The following is a 17,372-nucleotide window of genomic DNA, read 5'->3' on the forward strand; positions in this document are numbered from 1 at the left end:
CGGTCCAACTGTTGCTCAATCCGGAACATGGACCAGCCACTGTTCCGCCGGGCGCGCGACTGCCGCGTCTCGCGCATCTCGCCCGCCGACACCAACAAGTTCGTGATGACGGTCGATCCGGTGACCGACAAGGCGCCGTTCCTGTCGGTCGTCGAGATCTTCGAGCCGGGCGGCAAGACGCCGTTGCACAAACACGACCAGGCGCACGAAATGTTCTACGTGCTGGAAGGGAGCGGCCGCGCCCACTGCGGCGGGGCGACCTACGACATGGAGAAGGGTGACACGCTGGTGCTGCCGCCCGGCATGGACCACGTCGTCGAGAATGCGGGATCGGGCAAGCTCTATTGCCTGACTGTGATGGTTCCCAACGAGGGCTTGGCCGAGTTGATCCGCGCCGGCATGGCGATGGCGCTCGATGATACCGACCGTGCCGTCGTGAGCGCTACCCCGTCTTGATCTTGCTCCAGTCGAGCTCGAGCAGCTTGGTGTCGTAGGCGAGCAGCGACTGCCAATGGCGCGGCAGGTCGCCAGTGAACAGCCCGCGAGTGATTCCGGCCACCAGCTTCGGCACGGCGGCGTTCATGCCGTTGATGCTGCTGCCCGAGACGCCGAAGCTCAGCGTCGAGCCGATGCCGAAGTGATGGATATCGGCAAGCCACGGCGCTTCGCCGGGAGTCTTCTCGAGGAACTCGTAGTTCGGCCCGAAGTAGGGATGCGCCGCGAGCAGCGGGTCCTCCTCGCCGGGTGGCGGCGTGAAACGGTCACTCCACAGCGCGATCTTGTCGGCGAAGGGCGCGAGTTCCGGCCGCAGCCGGACATCCTGGCGGATTCCGGTGCCGCAAATCACGAAGTCAGCGTGGAAGGGACCCCGCGAGGTCTCGATGCGAACGCGGTCGCCCTCCATGCGCGCGTCTGTCCAGCCGCGCTCGGTGTGCATGGTGAAGGCGTCCGGAAAAGCCATGACGCGCGTGTAGGTGTCGGGCGGAAAGCCTTCGCGGGCGCGCATGATGTTGCCCATGATCCGCCACCGCCACAGGTCCGGCACGTCGCTCATGTGGCGCAGGAAACCCGCGAAAGTGAGCCAGCGGTAGCGCTGCACGCCGGTCGGCTGGCGGCGGCAGAAGAGGTCGACGGTTGCGCCGTGCTCCAGCGCGACCGCAGCATTGTCCATGGCCGAGGCGCCGCCACCCAGCAGCGCCACGGTCTTTCCCTTGAGCCGCGCGAAGTCGATGTCGGTTTGGCAGGTATGGGCGCGGCGGTCGGCAGGGAGCGCGCGCACGAAGTCGGGCATCCACCATTCACCGGTGCCGTCCTGGCCGGTCGCCAGGACCAGCTTGCGCGTCGCCAGCACCTCGCCGGTGGAGAGCGTCACCAGCAGGCAAGGTCCACCGTCGTCGAGCCGGCCTGGGTTGATCGCAGTGGCAGCGACGTCGTTGCGTACCGGAATCCGCAGCAGGCGACGGTACCAGGCGAGATAGTCATGCCAGTCGACGCTTGGGATAAGGTTCATGTCAGCGAAGGCCTTGGCGCCATGCTGGGCTTCGTACCAGGCCTGGAAGGTGAGGCTCGGGATGCCGAGGTCAGGGCCGGTCTGCAGCTTCGGACTGCGCAGGGTCGGCATGCGGGCGAAGGTCGTCCATGGGCCTTCCTTGCCCTCGGGCGCGCGGTCGATGACCAGGATGTTGCTGACGCGATCGCGCATCAGGCCGAAGGCGGTGACGATGCCCGACTGGCCGGCGCCGACGATCAGCACGTCGAGGGCGGGCTTGCCGCCGTGCAGGCGCGGCACCATCCACTCGGCGTGCGGGTGGGCGGTCAGCTCGAGGTCGCGCGCGATCTGTGCTTCGAGAGCGGGGAGTCCGTCGCTTTGTGGCATGACAGGAAGTCCAGCAGGAGAGTGTTGAACGCGGCAGGCTCGGTGACATTGAGCGCATGCGCGCCCCACGGCGCAACATGCAGGCGAGCCTCCTCGATGCCGGAAGCCAGTTCCTCGGACATGGCGCTGGGCACCAGCACGTCGTCGCGCGAAGCCGCGATCAAGGTCGGCAGGCGGAGCGTGCCGAGGGTTGGCCGGGCATCGAAGGCGAGCAGGGCGGAGATGCGGGCCTTGAGGTTGCGCTCGCCCTGGAAGCCCGAGAGGCCGTGTGCTTCCTCACGTGCGACCTGTGCTTCGTTCCGAACCAGCCAGTCGGCCGGATAGAGGAAGATCGGCTGGGCGCGCACGTAGGCGGCAGCGCCTTCGTGCTTCAGCAGCAGCAGTCGCATGTCGAAGCAGCGCCGTGTATGAGCGCTGGCCGCCGCCCAGCCGTTGACGACCGTCAGCGAGCGCAGGCGGTCGGGCTGGCGCTGCGCCAGGGCGAGGCCCACCAGCCCGCCCAGCGCATGGCCGACGAAGTGCGCCGCCGCCGTCCCGCTGGCATCCAGCACCGCGAGCGCCTCATCGGCCATGGCAGCGATGCTGTAGTCCTCCGGCAGATCGCCGCCGGTGCGGCCTGTACCGTCTTGGTCATAGGTGACGACGCGGTAGCGTTGCTTCAGCGCGTCGAGCTGCGGCGTCCAGTAACCGGCCGTGCCACCCAGTCCCGACGACAGCATGACGGTCTCGGCGTCGGGGTGCGGACCATCGTGGACGTCAAAGGCCAGCGTCACTTGCCGACGTGAGCAGTCGTGGCGATCTCGACCAGGGCTTCCTTCTTCACCAGGCCGCACTGGATGCAGTAACGCGCGGGCTTGTCGCCGGGGAAGTACTTGGCATAGACGGCGTTCACCGCGGCGTAGTTCGCCCAGTCGGTGATGAAGATCTGGTTGAAGGTGACGTCGGCCATGGTGCCGCCGGCGGTCTCGATCACCGACTTGATCTGCTCCAGCACGTATTCGGTCTGCTTGGCGGCGTCGCCCACATGGACGACGTTGGTGTCCTTGTCGAGCGCCAGCGTACCTGCGACATAGACCACGCCGTCGGCCATCGCGCCGGGCGAGTAGGGCGCCAGCGTCTTGCCGGAACCGGGAGGGAAGATGGCTTTCATCGGCATCAGGGCTTTTCCTTGGTCAGCATCGGATTGATGTTGGCGGCCAAGGCGTTGCGGAACTCCTCGACCGACGACACCCAGCCGAAGAACTTCTCGACGTTGTACAGCGTCGCCTCCTGGATGAAGGCGGGCCCGGCATGGTGCGTGGCATCGTGCAGGACGACGCTGAAATATTCCAGGTGGAAGCTGTCGCGCAGGGTCGACTCGACGCAGACGTTGGTGGCGACGCCGGTGAAGACCAGCGAGCGGATGCCGCGGGCGCGCAAGAGGCTGTCGAGCTGGGTATTGAAGAAGGCGCTGTAGCGCGGCTTGGCGACCTTGATGTCGCCCTTCTGCGGCTGCAAGGCGTCGACCAGCGCGTAGTCCCAGCCGCCCTTGGCCAAGAGCTTGCCGTAGAGCTCGGGCTTGCGGCGCATGGTCTTGAAGGCGTTGGATTTGTGCCAGTTGGGCGAGCCCGGTCCGCCCGCCTCGACATAGTCGGGGTCCCAGCCGTTCTGGAAATACACCACCGGCATGCCGGCGGCGCGCGCAGCGGCCGTGGCCTCGGCGATCTTTTCGATGACCGGGGCGGCGCCTGCGACGTCGAAGCCCGCATGGTCGAGATAGCCGCCGGGCGAGGCGTAGGCGTTCTGCATATCGACGATGATCAGCGCCGTTTCCGCCGGCCGGATCATGATCGGCTCGGGTCGTGCCGGCAGGTAGCGGGCGGCGGGATCGTCGGGTGGGAAGTAGCTGACGGGTTGGGTCATTCGGCGGCCATGGCGGGAGAATTGACGTGACGGCGGCTCTTCATGAGCGGCTGGATTCGCTCGCCGAACACCTGGGTGCCGGTGACGAACTCGTCGAACGTCAGCAACGCCCCGGCGAGTCCTGGAATGGTCGCCATCTCGTCCAGCAGATTTGCCACCTTGGCATAGGAGCCCAGCATCAGGCCAATGTTGATGTTGACCATCGACCGGGGGTCGATGGCGTGGCGCACGTTGCTGTCGCCGGTCGGGTTCTTGTCGGCTGAGGCCTGCTCGACCAGCCAGGCCAGCGCCTCGAGGTCGGCGCCTTCCTTGTAGAGCTCCCACTTGGCCTCGGCCTCGGCGTCGGTCTCGCCGGTGATCACCATCGTCAGGGCATAGGACGCAACCTTGCGGCCAGTCTGATCTGCATAGGACTGCATGCGCGCAACGGTATCGGCGCAGGCCAGCGGCGTGTTGATGCCCTTGGCGAAGCAGAAATTGTAGTCGGCATACTTGGCAGTGAACTCGAGCCCGGCGTCGCTCTGGCCGGCGCAGATGACCTTCATATCCGCCTGCGGCCGAGGGCTCAGCCGACAGTCGTTCATGGTGAAGAACTCGCCCTTGAGGTCCGACGTACCGGTCGTCCAGAGGTCGCGCAGGATCTGCACGTATTCAGCGGCATAGCGGTAGCGATGGGCGAAATATTCGTCGCCTGGCCACAGGCCCATCTGGGAATACTCCGGGCGCTGCCAGCCGGTGATGACATTCAGGCCAAACCGCCCGTTGGAGATCGAATCGATGGTCGAGCACATACGCGCTGCAATCGCCGGCGGCACGGCGAGCGTCGGCACGGTGGCATAGAGCCGGATGCGCGAGGTGACGGCGGCCAATCCTGCCATCAAAGTGAAAGAATCGAGGTTGTGGTCCCAGAACTCGCTTTTGCCGCCGAAGCCGCGCAGCTTGATCATCGACAGCACGAAGTCGAGCCCGTAGCGCTCGGCATTGAGCGTCGTCTGCTTGTTCAGCTCGAAGCTCGGCTTGTACTGAGGCGAGGTCGTCGAGATCAGCCAGCCGTTGCTGCCGATGGGAATAAAGACGCCGATTTCCATGGGTGCCGACGTGCAATTCCCGGACCGTCATGCTCTTCCGGACCGCGCGCATCTTGCGCGCTCATGAGCATGAGCGAGCCGGAGGCTCGCGGTCCGGAAGAGAATGATTGCTCAAAGGAAGATCAGTCGAAGCGCCACATCGCTCAACTTTGGATCAGCGCACGCGCCATCGCAGCGCCATCGCCAAACAATTCTCGCGTGGCATGTTTTTTGCGATTTATTTTGCGACCCAGCCTGTGATCGGCGTCGAAAGAGGTGACAGATGACCCGCAGCTCTTCTGAACCCAAAAACAAATTCAGCCGTCGAACTCTTCTCAAGGGCGCTGCCGCCGGCGGCGCCGTCGTCGCCACACAAGGTGTCGGCGGATTTCCCACCGTTTGGGCGCAGAATACCAAGGACGTCACCCTGGTCCATGCCGGCGGCTCGTACGCGGCGATCAAGGAGATCGGCGACCAGGCGACCAAGGATCTCGGCTTCAAGATCGTGATGCAGGCCATCACCGACGACGTGCAGCTCAACCGCTCGCTGACCCAGCCGCAGACCATCGACATCAACAACATCGACAGCACCAAGCTGCCCTACCTGCTGGGCAAGGGCGCGATCGCGCCGATCCCGGTGGCGAAATACAAGCTGTGGAGCGAGACGGTCCCGCTGTTCACCAAGGGTGCGTATCCCAACGGGACCATGGCCTCGACGCAGGGCTTGGCGCCGATCGAGGCGATGTTCTACGCCGACAAGGACGCCAAGAAGCTCGCCGGCAAGCCGACCGAGTTCCTGACCATGATCCCGACCATCTACAATGCCGATACGCTCGGCATCCGTCCCGACCTGGTCGGCGGTCGCGACAAGATTACGAGCTGGAAGGACCTGCTCGACCCGAAGTTCAAGGGCAAGACGGCGCTGGTCGATTACGCGCCGGTCGGCGTGATGGACGTCGCCATGGCGCTCGAGTCGCGCGGCGACTTCAAGTACGCCGACAAGGGCAACATGACCAAGGACGAGATCGACAAGACCATCAAGATCATGATCGATCTCAAGAAGGGCGGCCATTTCCGCTCCTTCTGGAGCACCTTCGACCAGTCGGTGAACCTGATGGCCTCGGGCGAGGTCGTTGTGCAGTCGATGTGGTCACCCGCCGTCACTGCCGTGCGGTCACGCGGCATCGACTGCTACTACGTGCCCCTGAAGGAGGGCTATCGCGGTTGGTTCGTCGGCCTGGCGCCGATGGCTCATCTCAGCGGGCTGAAGCTCGACTGCGCCTACGAGTACATGAACTGGTTCAACTCGGGCTGGCAGGGCGGCTTCATCGCCAAGCAGGGCTACTACTCGGCGGTGCCGGCGACGGCCAAGAAGTTCCTCACGCCCGAGGAATGGGACTACTGGTACGACGGCAAGCCCGCCGCGGTAGACATCAAGGACCCGTACGGCACCCTGATGGAGAAGAAGGGCAGCACGCGCGACGGCGGCGCCATCTGGGACCGCATGGGCAACATTGCCTGCTGGAACACCGTGATGGACGAGGACCGCTACCTGACGCGCCGCTGGAACGAGTTCGTCTCCTCCTGATCGTCACGGCTGACATGGCCATTGTAAATCCGGCGGCGGACGCCTTCGCGGCATCCGACCGCGCCGAACCTGAGGCCGTCGAGTATCCCGGCGAGCGCGCGTCGTGGTTGCAGGTCGCGCCGCTGGTCGTGGTGCTGCTGCTGTTCTTCGGCCTGCCCATGCTGGTGGTGCTGGCGGTCAGCTTCTTCGACTTCAGCCGTACCGAGATCATCCCGGCCTTCATCTTCGACAATTACATCGATCTCTTCCGCTCCGAGGTGACGCTCCGGCTCTATGCCAGTTCGCTCAAGTTCGCCGCCATCGTCTGGGCCGTGACCTTGGTGCTGGGCTTCAACATTGCCTATTTCCTGGTCTTCCACGTGCGTGGGCTGCTTTTCCAGATCGGCCTGTTCTTGCTTTGCACCGTGCCGTTCCTGACCTCGAACATCATCCGCATGATCTCGTGGATCCCGTTCCTTGGCCGCAACGGCATCTTCAACCAGGCCCTGCAGGGTGCGGGGATCACCAGCCAGCCGCTGGAGTTCCTGCTGTTCTCCGACTTCGCCGTGATCGTGGCCTATGTGCACCTCTTCACCCTGTTCATGGTGGTGCCGATCTTCAATTCTATGGCGCGCATCGACAAGAGCCTGCTCGAGGCGGCGCGCGACGCCGGCGCCGGCCGCTTCCGCGTGGTGGCCGAGGTGGTATGGCCGCTGTCGCGCACGGGCATTGCGCTGGGCTCGATCTTCGTCGTCACCCTGGTGATGGGCGATTCCTTCGTCGTGCGCACCATGAGCGGCGGCCAGAGCGCCTCGGTGGTGTCGGCCCTTCAGAACGAGGTCGCGGCGCTGCAATACCCGCCGGCGGCGGCGAGTGCGGTGATCATGGTGATCATCGTCACCCTGATGGTGGCGGGCATCCTGCGCGTGGTCGACGTGCGCAAGGAACTGGCGGGGTAGGGGCATGCACGGCGACGACACCCGGCCTTGGACCTTCTATGCCTTCGCCGCCTTCTTCACGCTGTTCGTGCTGTTCCTCTACGGCCCGATGATCGTGATCTACATCCTGTCGTTCCAGGGCCCCAATGGAGGCATGACCTTCCCGCTGAACGGCGTGTCGCTGCATTGGTTCTCCGCCTTGGTGTCGCAGACGCGCGTCGGTGACATCGCCGGGTCGTTCGTGCGCTCGATCGGTCTTGCGGCCATCGTCGCCGTGATCACGGTCGTGCTGTCGGTGCTGGCCGGATTGGCCTTCCGCCGCCGTTTCCGCGGCTCTGCCTTCGCCTTCTATCTCGCCATCGCGAGCCTGATCATGCCCGGCCTGTTCGTCGGCCTCGGCATCGCGCTCACCTTCCGCCTGCTCGGCCTGCCGACCGAATGGTTCACGACGGGGCTCGGCGCCCAGCTCACCTGGACGCTGCCGTTCGGGCTTCTGATCATGTTCGCCGTGCTGGGGCGCTTCAATCGGTCGTACGAGGAGGCGGCGACCGACCTCGGCGCCACCAACTGGCAGAAGGTGCGCGAGGTCACGCTGCCGATCCTGCTGCCCGGCATCATCGGCGTGGCGCTGTTCGGTTTCACCCTGTCCTACGACGAGATCGCCCGCACCGCGCTTGCGGCCGGGGCCAGGAACACCCTGCCGCTCGAGATCTGGGCGATGACCACCAACGTCACCTCGCCGACGCTCTACGCTGTCGGCGCCGTGACCACGATCGTGTCGTTCATCGTCATCATCGTGGCGCTGGGCTCGATCGCCATCGTCCAACGCCGGCGCGCCGCCGCCGGCATGCGTACGGAGTAAGCACATGGCCCCATCAGCGTCCGCGGCAAGCGGCGAGGTCGCGGTCGTCGGCGTCACCAAGCGTTTCGGCGAGACCACGGCGGTCAAGGATCTCAGCCTGACCATCCCGCACGGTTCTTATTGCTGCCTGCTCGGCCCTTCGGGCTGCGGCAAGACCACGATCCTGCGCATGATCGCGGGGCACGAGAAGCCGACCAGTGGCGACATCCGCATCGGCGGCCAATCCGTGCTCGGCCTGCCGCAGATCGAGCGCGGCACCGCCATGATGTTCCAGAGCTATGCGCTCTTCCCTCATCGCAGCGTGCTCGACAACGTGGCCTTTGCGCTAAAAATGCGCGGCGCCAGCACGGCCGACCGTCACGCCAAGGCGCGCGAGCTTCTGACCAAGGTGCAGCTCGAGAAGTTCGCCGACCGTCTGCCGGCCCAGCTCTCGGGCGGCCAGCAGCAGCGCGTGGCGCTCGCCCGCGCGTTGATCACCAATCCGCGCGTACTGCTCCTCGACGAACCGCTGTCGGCGCTCGACGAATACCTGCGGCTGCGCATGCGCGGCGAGCTGCGGCGCGTGCAGAAGGAGCTCGGTATCACCTTCGTGCATGTCACCCACACCCAGCTCGAGGCCATCGCCGTGGCCGACACGGTGGTGGTGATGGCCCAGGGCCATATCGAGCAGGCAGCGAGCGCCCGCGACATCTTCGTGGCGCCGCGCAATGCCTATGTCGCGCGCTTCGTCGGCGGCCAGAACGTGCTGTCGGGCTCGGTCGAGAGCGTCATGAACGGTGTAGCCGCCGTCGCCGGCAAGAACGGCGTGCGCTATGCCATCCCGGTCGGCGAGCTGCGGCCGATGCGCGGCTCGCCGCTGTGGGGCTCGATCCGGCGCGACCGCGTCGCCATCGAGAAGGTCGCGCCCGGCGCCAAGCCCACGACCGGGCTGAATGCGGTGGTGGGCGAGGTCCATACGCTGGAGAACCAGGGCTCGTACGTGAAGGTGACGCTCGACCTCGCCGACAGCGAGGAGTTCGTGGCCCATGTGGCTGACGAGAATTTCTTCGCTCATCCGCTGGATATCGGCGAGCGCGTCGTCGCCCGTTGGTCGGCGTCGGACGTCAAGCTGCTGGAGGACGGACCGATCGCAGAGGAGAGGGCGCCGGCTGGGACGGCGATGGCGACGGCGGGCTAGAATAGGGCATGGAAACCTCGAGCAAGTCGGCGCGCGAGCTCTACGAGATCGTCAAGGCCGACCGCAGCCGCCGGCGTTTCGGCTTTGGCCGCAAGCCTGCGCTGGTCAACGTCGATCTGCAGAACGCTTATACGCGCCCGGACGAGTTCCCGACGGCCTACGAAACCGATCCGCGGCAGATCGAGCATGTCAACGCGCTGGCCAGGCTGTTCCGGGCCAAGGGCTGTCCGGTGATCTGGACCTACGTTGCCTATCTGCCGACAGGCGAGGATTGTGGCGTCTGGGGCACCAGGAGTGACACGCCCGATTCGCTGCAGAATATCAAGGAAGGCTCGCGCCGCGCTGCCATCGACGAGCGTTGCGCGATCGAGGACGGCGACATCGTCATCAACAAGCGCATGGCCTCAGCCTTCTTCGAGACCAACCTCGGCTCGCTCTTCACCTGGCACAGGGTCGACACCGTGATCGTGACCGGCGGCTCGACCTCGGGCTGCGTGCGCGCCACCGTGGTCGACAGCCTGTCGCGCAGCTTCCGCACGGTCGTGCCCGAGGAGTGCGTCTCCGACCGCCACGAGAGCCCGCATTTCGCCAACCTCTATGACATGGCGCTGAAATACGCCGACGTCCTGCCGGTGGCCGAGGTCGTGGCCTTCATGGAGCAGTACACGCCGGCGAACTAAGGGAGCGCGGACCTCCGGCCCGCATGAGCGCATTCACGTGCGCGTCTGAGCGGGCCGGAGGCCCGCGCTCCCAAGACTAAGCCACCGCCTGCAGCTTCGCCGCGCGGCTCTTCATCAGCGGCTGAATCCGCTGGCCAAACTGCTCCAGGCCGATCAGGAAGTCGTCGAACACCAGCATGATGCCCTTGGTGGCCGGCACCGTGGCGACCTCGTCGAGCATGCGCGCCACCGAGGCGTAGGAGCCCACGAGCGTGCCCATGTTGAAGTTGACCGCGCCGGTAGGGGCGGCCATCTGGCGCGCCGTGCTCGTGGCAGCCGCATTGGCATCGGCGTTGGCCTGACCCGCCAGCCAGCCCATCGCGTCGACGTCGGCCCCCTCGTTGTAGTGGCGCCACTTGGCCTCGGCCGCCGAGTCGGTTTCGTCGGCGATCACCATGAACAGCACGTAGTTGCCGACGTCGCGGCCGGTCTTGGCGGTGGCTTCGGCCATCGCGAGGTTGGTCGCCGCGTGCGCCGTCGGGGTGTTGATGCCCTTGGCCGCCACGAAATTGTAATCGCCATAGCCCGCGCCGAACTCGATGCCGCGCGGGCTCTGCCCCGCACACACGACCTTCACGTAGACCTGCGGCGTGGGTGAGAGTTTGCAATCCTCCATCTGGAAGTACTCGCCCTTGAAGCTGGACGTGCCGGTCTCCCAGAGCTCGCGCAGGATGGTGACGTACTCGGTGCTGTAGTCGTAGCGCTTGTTGTAGTGCTCCTCGCCTGGCCACAGGCCCATCTGGTCGTATTCCGCCTTGGCCCAGCCCGAGACGATGTTGACGCCAAAGCGCCCGCCCGAGATCGAATCGATGGTCGAGGTCATGCGCGCCACGATGGCCGGCGGGATCGTGAGCACGGCCACCGAAGCATAGAGCTGGATGCGCTGGGTGACGGCGGCGAGGCCCGCCATCAGCGTGAAGGACTCGAGATTATGGTCCCAGAACTCGCTCTTCCCGCCGAAGCCACGCAGCTTGATCATCGAAAGCGCGAAGTCGAAGCCGTAGTGCTCGGCCCGCTGCACGATCTGCTTGTTGAGCTCGAAGGTCGGCTTGTACTGCGGCGAGCTGGTCGAGATCAGCCAGCCATTGTTGCCGATGGGAATGAAGACGCCGATATCCATCGGCGCCGTCCTACGCGACCTGCTGGAGTTTGGCGGCCCGGCTCTTCATCAGCGGCTGGATGCGTTCGCCGAACTGCTCCATGCCGATCAGGAAGTCGTCGAAGGTCAGCATGATGCCCTTGGTGGCCGGCACCGTGGCGCATTCGTCGAGCATGCGCGCCACCGAGGCGTAGGAGCCGACCAGCGTGCCCATGTTGAAGTTGATAGCGCCTTCGGGGGCGGAGATGCGCTTGGCCGTGCCGTCGTCGGAGGCGTTGGGATCGGCATTGGCCTCACCCGCCATCCAGGCGAGCGCGCCCATGTCGGCACCCTCGTTGTAATGCTTCCACTTGGCCATGGCCGCGTCGTCGGTCTCGTCGGCGATCACCATCATCAGCACGTAGTTGCCGACGTCGCGGCCGGTCTTGGCGGCGGCCGCGGCCATCGCCTCGTTGGTCGGCGCATGGGCGGTCGGCGTGTTGACGCCCTTGCCCAAGGTGAAGTTGTAGTTGCCGTAGGTCGCGCCGAACTCCATGCCGCGCGGGCTCTGGCCGGCGCAGACGATCTTCATCTCGGCCTGCGGGCGCGGCGAGAGCTTGCAGTCCTCCATCTGGAAGTACTGGCCCTTGAAGTTCGAGGTTCCGGTCTCCCACAGCTCGCGCAGGACCGTCACATACTCGGTGCTGTAGTCGTAGCGCTTGGCGAAGTGCGCCTCGCCCGGCCACAGGCCCATCTGCTCGTATTCCATCTTGGCCCAGCCGGAGACGATGTTGACGCCGAACCGGCCGCCCGAGATCGAATCGATGGTGGACGCCATGCGCGCCACGATGGCGGGCGGGATGGTGAGCACCGCGACCGAGGCATAGAGCTGGATGCTCTTGGTGACGGCGGCCAATCCTGCCATCAAAGTGAAAGATTCGAGGTTGTGGTCCCAGAACTCGGTCTGGCCGCCGAAGCCGCGCAGCTTGATCATGGACAGGGCAAAATCCAGCCCGTAGTGCTCGGCTTTCAGGACGATCTGCTTGTTGAGTTCGAAGGTCGGCATGTACTGCGGCGAGTTGGCTGAGATCAGCCAGCCGTTATTCCCAATCGGAATGAAGACGCCGATATCCATCGAAGACTCCTCTGACAACACGGTGCTCGGTGCGCAGCTGCAAGCCCCGTGCCATCAGCCCGGACCGGGTTGCACTAGGGGTGAGGTCCCCAGGGTGCAGCGTGCAGCAGCTTCACTTCCTGAGTCATTACCAGAGGTCGGAACTTCGCGGCAAAGCCTTCGGTGAAGTCGGTATTGGCGAATACGGCCGCCCAGTGCTTCCGCCGGTCGGCGTCGTCCTCGAACTTCCACAGGTGGACGAGCTGGTTGATCGTCCCGGTATCGCCCTGGAAATAGCCGATCAGGTGCTTGTCGTGGCCGCCCTTCTGCAGCGCCGGAAAGCCGAACTGCTGGTACAGTTTGACGGCTTCGGCCATCTTGCCGACGTAAAGCGTGTATGTTCTGAGTTCGTATAATGCCACGGCGGATCCCCCTCGGTTGAAAGGGGGAAAGTAAGGCCGGGCGACAGGGAAGGGAATGAGTCAATGATAGCGCGTTGGACGGGGCGCGTTGTTGCGATCGCCGTCGTCGCCGCGATCGTGGCTGTCGCGGTCTTCTGGTGGAACCGGCCCAAGCCTGCGCCGGCTGCCACGGCGCCGCCGCCGCCGCAGGTCGGCGTCGTCGAGGTGACGGCGGCCGACGTTCCCCTGCCGCTCGACTTCTCCGGCCGCGTCGCGGGTTTCCGCGTCGTCGAGATCCGCGCCCAGGTGAGCGGCGTACTGCTCAAGCGCGAGTACCAGGAAGGCGCTGTCGTCGATGTCGGCCAGGTCCTGTTCCGCATCGACCCGCGCACCTATGAAGCGGCGCTCGCCCGCGCCAACGCCCAGGCGGCCCAAGCCCGGGCGACGCTGATCCAGGCCGAGGAGAATTTCAAACGCCAGGAGGGCTTGGCGGCGCAAAAGGTCGCCACGCAAAAAGCTTACGAGGACGCGGTCGCCGGCCGCGATCAGGCACGCGCGGCCGTGCTGTCGACCGAGGCCGACGTGTTGACGGCCAAGCTCAACATCGAATTCACCACCATCAAGGCGCCCGTGAAGGGGCCGACCAGCCTGGTGTCGCCGGCCGAAGGCACGCTGATCCAGGCACAGCAGACGCTGCTCACCACCATCACCCAGCTCGACCCGGCCTACGTCAACTTCACCTTCACCGACGGCGAGCTGCGTCAGCTGCAGGAGATCGACAAGTCGCCCGAGGAGCTATTCGATTCCAAGAACGTCAAGGTCGAGCTGCAGTTCGGCGACGGCGCCGTCTACCCGCATACCGGCACGGTCGATACGCGCTCGCGTACCGTCGATGCGCGCACCGGCACCATCCTGACGCGCGCCATCTTTCCCAACCGCGACGGCGCGCTGCTGCCCGGCCAGTTCGTGCGCGTGAAGATGACCGGCATCGTCATGCCCAACGCCATCGTGGTGCCGAAGATGGCCGTCTCCCAGGGCCCGCTCGGACCGTTCGTCTATCTCATCGAGAAGGACAACGTGGCGCGCGCCCGGCAGATCCGTATCTACCGCGAGTTGCCCGACGGCTACATCGTGCGCAAGGGCCTGGCGGCGGGCGACCGCATCGTGGTCGACGGCGTGATCCGCGTCCGGCCAGGCAACGTCGTCAACCCGGCGCCCTATAAGCCGCCCGCTGAGGGGCCGCCCGCCGGGGCCGGCAAGCAATGATCTCGAAATTCTTCATCGACCGGCCGGTCTTCGCATCCGTGCTGTCGATCGTGATCGTGCTGGCCGGCCTGGTGGCGATGCGCGTGCTGCCGATCTCGCAGTACCCGCAGATTGTGCCGCCCGAGGTCATCGTCTCGGCGACCTATCCCGGCGCAACCGCCGAGACCGTCGCCGCTACCGTCGCCGCCCCGCTCGAGCAGCAGATCAACGGCGTCGAGCGCATGATCTACATGCAGTCGACCTCGACCGGCTCAGGGACCATGAGCCTGACCGTCACCTTCGAGATCGGCACCAATCCCGACCAGAACGCCATCAACGTCAACAATCGTGTCCAGCGCGCCCTGCCGCTGCTGCCCGGCGAGGTCAGCCGCCAGGGCGTGGTGGTGCAGAAGCGCTCGACCGCGATCCTGCAGGTCATCACCATGTCGTCGCCGGGGGACCGCTACGACACGATCTACATCAGCAACTACGCGCTGGTGAACGTGCTCGACGAGCTGCGCCGCCTGTCGGGCGTCGGCGATGCCGCCCTGTTCGGCGCCTCCGACTATTCGATGCGCATCTGGCTCCGGCCCGACAAGCTCGCCCAGTACAACCTGACACCCGCCGACGTCGCCGCCGTGGTGCGCGAGCAGAACCAGCAGTTCGCCGCCGGCCGCTTCGGCGAGGAGCCGATGAACCGGCCGCAGGTCTTCACCTACTCGGTGACCACCCCGCCGCGCCTGGTCGATCGCACGCAGTTCGAGGAGATCATCATCCGCTCGGAGGAGAATGGCGGGGCGCTCCGACTCAAGGACGTGGCGCGCGTCGAGCTGGGCGCCTTGCTCTATGGCTTCTCCGGCACCTTCAACGGCTCGCAGGCAGTGCCGATCGCGGTCTACCTGCAACCCGGCGCCAACGCCATCCAGGTGGCGGCCTCCGTGAAGGAGACCATGGAGCAGATCTCCAAGCGCTTCCCGGTCGGCCTGCGTTACGACATCCCCTTCGACACCACGCGGTTCGTCGAGGTCTCGATCGAGGAGGTCGCCATCACCTTCGCCGAGGCGATCGCGCTCGTCGTGCTGGTGGTGTTCCTGTTCCTGCAGAGCGTGCGGGCGATGATCATCCCGGTCATCGCCATCCCGGTGTCGATCATCGGCACCTTCGCCGGCATGTACGTGCTGGGCTTCTCGATCAACCTCCTGACGCTGTTTGGCCTGGTGCTGGCGATCGGCATCGTCGTCGACGACGCCATCGTGGTGCTGGAGAACGTCGAGCGCATCATGTCGACCGAGGGCAAGGGCCCGCGCGAGGCCGCCATCCAGGCCATGCAGGAGGTGACCGGCCCGGTCATCGCCATCGTCCTGGTGCTGTGCGCGGTGTTCATCCCGGTGTCGTTCCTGGGCGGCCTGGCGGGCGAGCTCTACCGGCAGTTCGCCGTCACCATCGCCGTCTCGGTGGTGATCTCGGGCATCGTGGCCCTGACCTTGACGCCGGCGCTGGCGGCGCTGCTGCTGAAGCCCGCGCACGGGCCGCCATGGCGGCCGTTCGCCTGGTTCAACCGCTTTTTTGCCTGGCTGACGGCGCGTTACACCGGCGGCGTAGGCTTTTTGCTGCGCCGGACCGTGCTGGGCTGCATAGGCTTCGTGCTCGTGCTGGCTGCGGTGTTCGCCCTGTTCCAGCGCATCCCGGGTAGCCTGGTGCCGGCCGAGGACCAGGGCTACGTCTTCATGGTGACGGTGCTGCCGCCCGCTGCCTCCATCTCGCGCACGCGCGAGGTCACCAAGGAGGCGACGGCGGCGCTGATGAAGAACCCGGCGGTGGCCCATGTCGTCACCTTCTCGGGCTTCGACCTCCTGTCGCGCGCGTTGAAGACCAACTCCGGCATCTCTTTCGTCACCCTGAAGGACTGGTCGCAGCGCACCGATCCCAAGGAGGATGCGCGCAACATCGCGCCGGCGCTGTCGGCCATCAACGCCAACTTCAAGGACGGCATCGTCATCGGCTTCAACCCGCCGCCGATCATCGGCATCAGCGTCACCGGCGGCTTCGAATTCTTCCTGCAGGACCGATCCGGCGGCTCCCTGAGCGCCCTTGGCGAGGCGACCAACAAGGTGGTGGCTGCGGCCAACCAGCGGCCCGAGCTGCGCGGCGTGCAGACGACCTTTACGGCGGCGGTGCCGCAGTACCGCACCGACGTCGATCGCGACAAGGCGCGCGCGCTCGGCATCCCGATCAACGTCATCTTCGAAACCATGCAGAGCTCGTTCGGCAGCCTCTACGTCAACGACTTCTCGCTGTACGGCCGCACCTATCGCGTCAGCCTGTCGTCCGAAGCCGACTTCCGCGAATCGCCCGACGATCTGCGCCATGTCTTCGTGCGCGCCGACACCGGCGCCATGGTGCCATTGAACGAGCTGGTGACCTTCACGCGCATCCTCGGGCCCGACACAGTCGACCGCTTCAACATCTTCCCGGCGGCCAAGATCCTGGGCGGCCCGGCGCCGGGCTATTCGTCGGGCCAGGCGATCGCCGCCATGCAGGACGTCGTCGCCAAGACGGTTTCGAATGATTTCACCATCGGCTGGATCGGCTCGGCCTACCAGGAACTGGCGACGCGTGGTTCGGGCCAGCTGGGCTTCGCCTTTGGCCTCATCATGGTGTTCCTGATCCTGGCGGCGCAGTACGAGCGCTGGTCTCTGCCGCTTGCCGTGCTGACCGCCGTGCCCTTCGCCGTGCTGGGCGCGCTGCTGGCGATCTGGCTGCGCGGCCTCGACAACGACGTCTATTTCCAGATCGGCCTGGTGACGCTGATCGGGCTCGCCGCCAAGAACGCCATCCTGATCGTCGAGTTCGCCTCGCAGCGCCATCGCCAGGGGCGGTCGGTCTACGACGCCGCCATTGAGGCCGCCCGACTGCGCTTCCGGCCGATCATCATGACCTCGCTCGCCTTCATCCTGGGCGTGCTGCCGCTCGCCATCAGCACCGGCGCGGGCTCGGCCAGCCGCCATTCGATCGGCACCGGCGTGATCGGCGGCATGCTGGCCGCGACGTTCGTCGCCATCCTGTTCGTGCCGCTGTTCTTCAGGCTGCTGACGCGAAGGAAGAAGGGGCAGGGCGGCGATGCCAGATCAGGCACAACCTCATCCTGAGGAGGCGCGAAGCGCCGTCTCGAAGGATGTGAACACGCACCTCGTCTGAGGCCCACCCTTCGAGACGCGCCCTGCGGGCGCTCCTCAGGGTGAGGCGGTTACCGCCCGCGGAACGCCCGATCGAGCTGCTCGCGGAGCGGCTTCGTCAGATACGACACCACCGTGCGCGGTGAGGTCTTGATGAAGACCTCGACCGGCATGCCGGCCATCGGCTGCAGGCCCTCCAGGCGCGCCAGCTCCTTGTCGGAGATACGGATGCGCACGGCGTAGAAGGCCT

At 65.7% G+C, this 17,372-nt stretch carries 17 protein-coding genes; 8 read left to right on the top strand and 9 right to left on the bottom strand.

Annotation, left to right across the window (positions count from 1 at the left end; translation table 11 throughout):
* Nucleotides 1–27 precede the first annotated feature (27 nt).
* The gene (locus RSO01_RS17035) at nucleotides 28–456 is read left to right on the top strand and encodes a cupin domain-containing protein (RefSeq protein WP_147150319.1); all 429 of its coding nucleotides are present in this window, start codon (nucleotides 28–30) and stop codon (nucleotides 454–456) included.
* Here RSO01_RS17035 and RSO01_RS17040 read toward each other — a convergent pair.
* From RSO01_RS17040 to rutA (RSO01_RS17060), 5 genes are read right to left on the bottom strand one after another with little or no spacing between them, the layout of a single operon-like run.
* Nucleotides 443–1,876 carry an FAD/NAD(P)-binding protein gene (locus tag RSO01_RS17040; protein WP_147150320.1) on the bottom strand — a complete coding sequence of 478 codons (1,434 nt, stop codon included), beginning with the start codon at nucleotides 1,874–1,876 and terminating at the stop codon, nucleotides 443–445. The two genes, RSO01_RS17035 and RSO01_RS17040, sit on opposite strands and share 14 nt — an antisense overlap.
* Complete coding sequence (gene rutD, locus RSO01_RS17045) at nucleotides 1,816–2,649, bottom strand: pyrimidine utilization protein D (protein WP_246158499.1); 834 nt, start codon at nucleotides 2,647–2,649, stop codon at nucleotides 1,816–1,818. The genes RSO01_RS17040 and rutD overlap by 61 nt, the downstream gene beginning before the upstream one ends.
* On the bottom strand, nucleotides 2,646–3,032 hold the full coding sequence (rutC, locus tag RSO01_RS17050) for a pyrimidine utilization protein C (protein ID WP_147150321.1): 387 nt from the start codon (nucleotides 3,030–3,032) through the stop codon (nucleotides 2,646–2,648). Before rutC ends, rutD begins: the two co-directional genes overlap by 4 nt.
* Complete coding sequence (gene rutB, locus RSO01_RS17055) at nucleotides 3,032–3,778, bottom strand: pyrimidine utilization protein B (RefSeq protein WP_147150322.1); 747 nt, start codon at nucleotides 3,776–3,778, stop codon at nucleotides 3,032–3,034. Before rutB ends, rutC begins: the two co-directional genes overlap by 1 nt.
* Nucleotides 3,775–4,866: a pyrimidine utilization protein A gene (gene rutA / locus RSO01_RS17060; RefSeq protein ID WP_147150323.1), complete on the bottom strand. Its 1,092-nt coding sequence runs from the start codon at nucleotides 4,864–4,866 to the stop codon at nucleotides 3,775–3,777. The genes rutB and rutA (RSO01_RS17060) overlap by 4 nt, the downstream gene beginning before the upstream one ends.
* 262 nt (nucleotides 4,867–5,128) lie before the next feature.
* On the opposite strand from rutA (RSO01_RS17060), the gene RSO01_RS17065 reads away from it, so the two are divergent.
* The 5 genes from RSO01_RS17065 to RSO01_RS17085 are packed head-to-tail and all read left to right on the top strand — an operon-like array spanning nucleotide 5,129 to nucleotide 10,069.
* On the top strand, nucleotides 5,129–6,433 hold the full coding sequence (locus tag RSO01_RS17065; protein ID WP_147150324.1) for an ABC transporter substrate-binding protein: 1,305 nt from the start codon (nucleotides 5,129–5,131) through the stop codon (nucleotides 6,431–6,433).
* Between the two features lie 14 nt (nucleotides 6,434–6,447).
* The gene (locus RSO01_RS17070) at nucleotides 6,448–7,371 is read left to right on the top strand and encodes an ABC transporter permease (RefSeq protein WP_147150325.1); all 924 of its coding nucleotides are present in this window, start codon (nucleotides 6,448–6,450) and stop codon (nucleotides 7,369–7,371) included.
* Nucleotides 7,372–7,375: 4 nt separating this feature from the next.
* A complete protein-coding gene (locus tag RSO01_RS17075; RefSeq protein WP_147150326.1) occupies nucleotides 7,376–8,212 on the top strand; it encodes an ABC transporter permease in 837 nt (278 codons plus the stop codon).
* 4 nt (nucleotides 8,213–8,216) lie between these two features.
* Complete coding sequence (locus RSO01_RS17080; protein ID WP_147150327.1) at nucleotides 8,217–9,389, top strand: ABC transporter ATP-binding protein; 1,173 nt, start codon at nucleotides 8,217–8,219, stop codon at nucleotides 9,387–9,389.
* 8 nt (nucleotides 9,390–9,397) lie between these two features.
* Nucleotides 9,398–10,069 (top strand): isochorismatase family protein, encoded by a 672-nt coding sequence (locus RSO01_RS17085; protein WP_147150328.1) that lies wholly within the window; start codon nucleotides 9,398–9,400, stop codon nucleotides 10,067–10,069.
* A 76-nt stretch (nucleotides 10,070–10,145) separates the two neighbouring features.
* On the opposite strand, the gene rutA (RSO01_RS17090) is transcribed toward RSO01_RS17085, so the two are convergent.
* The 3 genes from rutA (RSO01_RS17090) to RSO01_RS17100 all read right to left on the bottom strand — a co-directional run bounded on the left by rutA (RSO01_RS17090) (nucleotide 10,146) and on the right by RSO01_RS17100 (nucleotide 12,722).
* Nucleotides 10,146–11,228, bottom strand: coding sequence for a pyrimidine utilization protein A (rutA, locus tag RSO01_RS17090; RefSeq protein WP_147150329.1), 1,083 nt, complete (start codon nucleotides 11,226–11,228; stop codon nucleotides 10,146–10,148).
* 10 nt (nucleotides 11,229–11,238) lie between these two features.
* Nucleotides 11,239–12,321: a pyrimidine utilization protein A gene (rutA, locus tag RSO01_RS17095; RefSeq protein WP_147150330.1), complete on the bottom strand. Its 1,083-nt coding sequence runs from the start codon at nucleotides 12,319–12,321 to the stop codon at nucleotides 11,239–11,241.
* Between the two features lie 74 nt (nucleotides 12,322–12,395).
* Nucleotides 12,396–12,722 carry an NIPSNAP family protein gene (locus tag RSO01_RS17100; protein ID WP_147150331.1) on the bottom strand — a complete coding sequence of 109 codons (327 nt, stop codon included), beginning with the start codon at nucleotides 12,720–12,722 and terminating at the stop codon, nucleotides 12,396–12,398.
* A gap of 63 nt (nucleotides 12,723–12,785) precedes the next feature.
* Between RSO01_RS17100 and RSO01_RS17105 the strand changes: the two genes are divergently transcribed.
* Nucleotides 12,786–13,967, top strand: coding sequence for an efflux RND transporter periplasmic adaptor subunit (locus RSO01_RS17105; protein ID WP_147150332.1), 1,182 nt, complete (start codon nucleotides 12,786–12,788; stop codon nucleotides 13,965–13,967).
* Nucleotides 13,964–17,095 carry an efflux RND transporter permease subunit gene (locus tag RSO01_RS17110; protein ID WP_170303139.1) on the top strand — a complete coding sequence of 1,044 codons (3,132 nt, stop codon included), beginning with the start codon at nucleotides 13,964–13,966 and terminating at the stop codon, nucleotides 17,093–17,095. Before RSO01_RS17105 ends, RSO01_RS17110 begins: the two co-directional genes overlap by 4 nt.
* Nucleotides 17,096–17,193: 98 nt before the next feature.
* Here the strand turns inward: RSO01_RS17110 and RSO01_RS50315 are convergent, their stop codons facing one another.
* Nucleotides 17,194–17,358 (bottom strand): putative HlyD family type I secretion protein, encoded by a 165-nt coding sequence (locus tag RSO01_RS50315; RefSeq protein WP_170303140.1) that lies wholly within the window; start codon nucleotides 17,356–17,358, stop codon nucleotides 17,194–17,196.
* Between the last annotated feature and the right edge of the window lie 14 nt (nucleotides 17,359–17,372).

The organism is Reyranella soli, from assembly GCF_007992495.1.
In the GTDB taxonomy this organism is placed as follows: Bacteria; Pseudomonadota; Alphaproteobacteria; order Reyranellales; family Reyranellaceae; genus Reyranella; species Reyranella soli.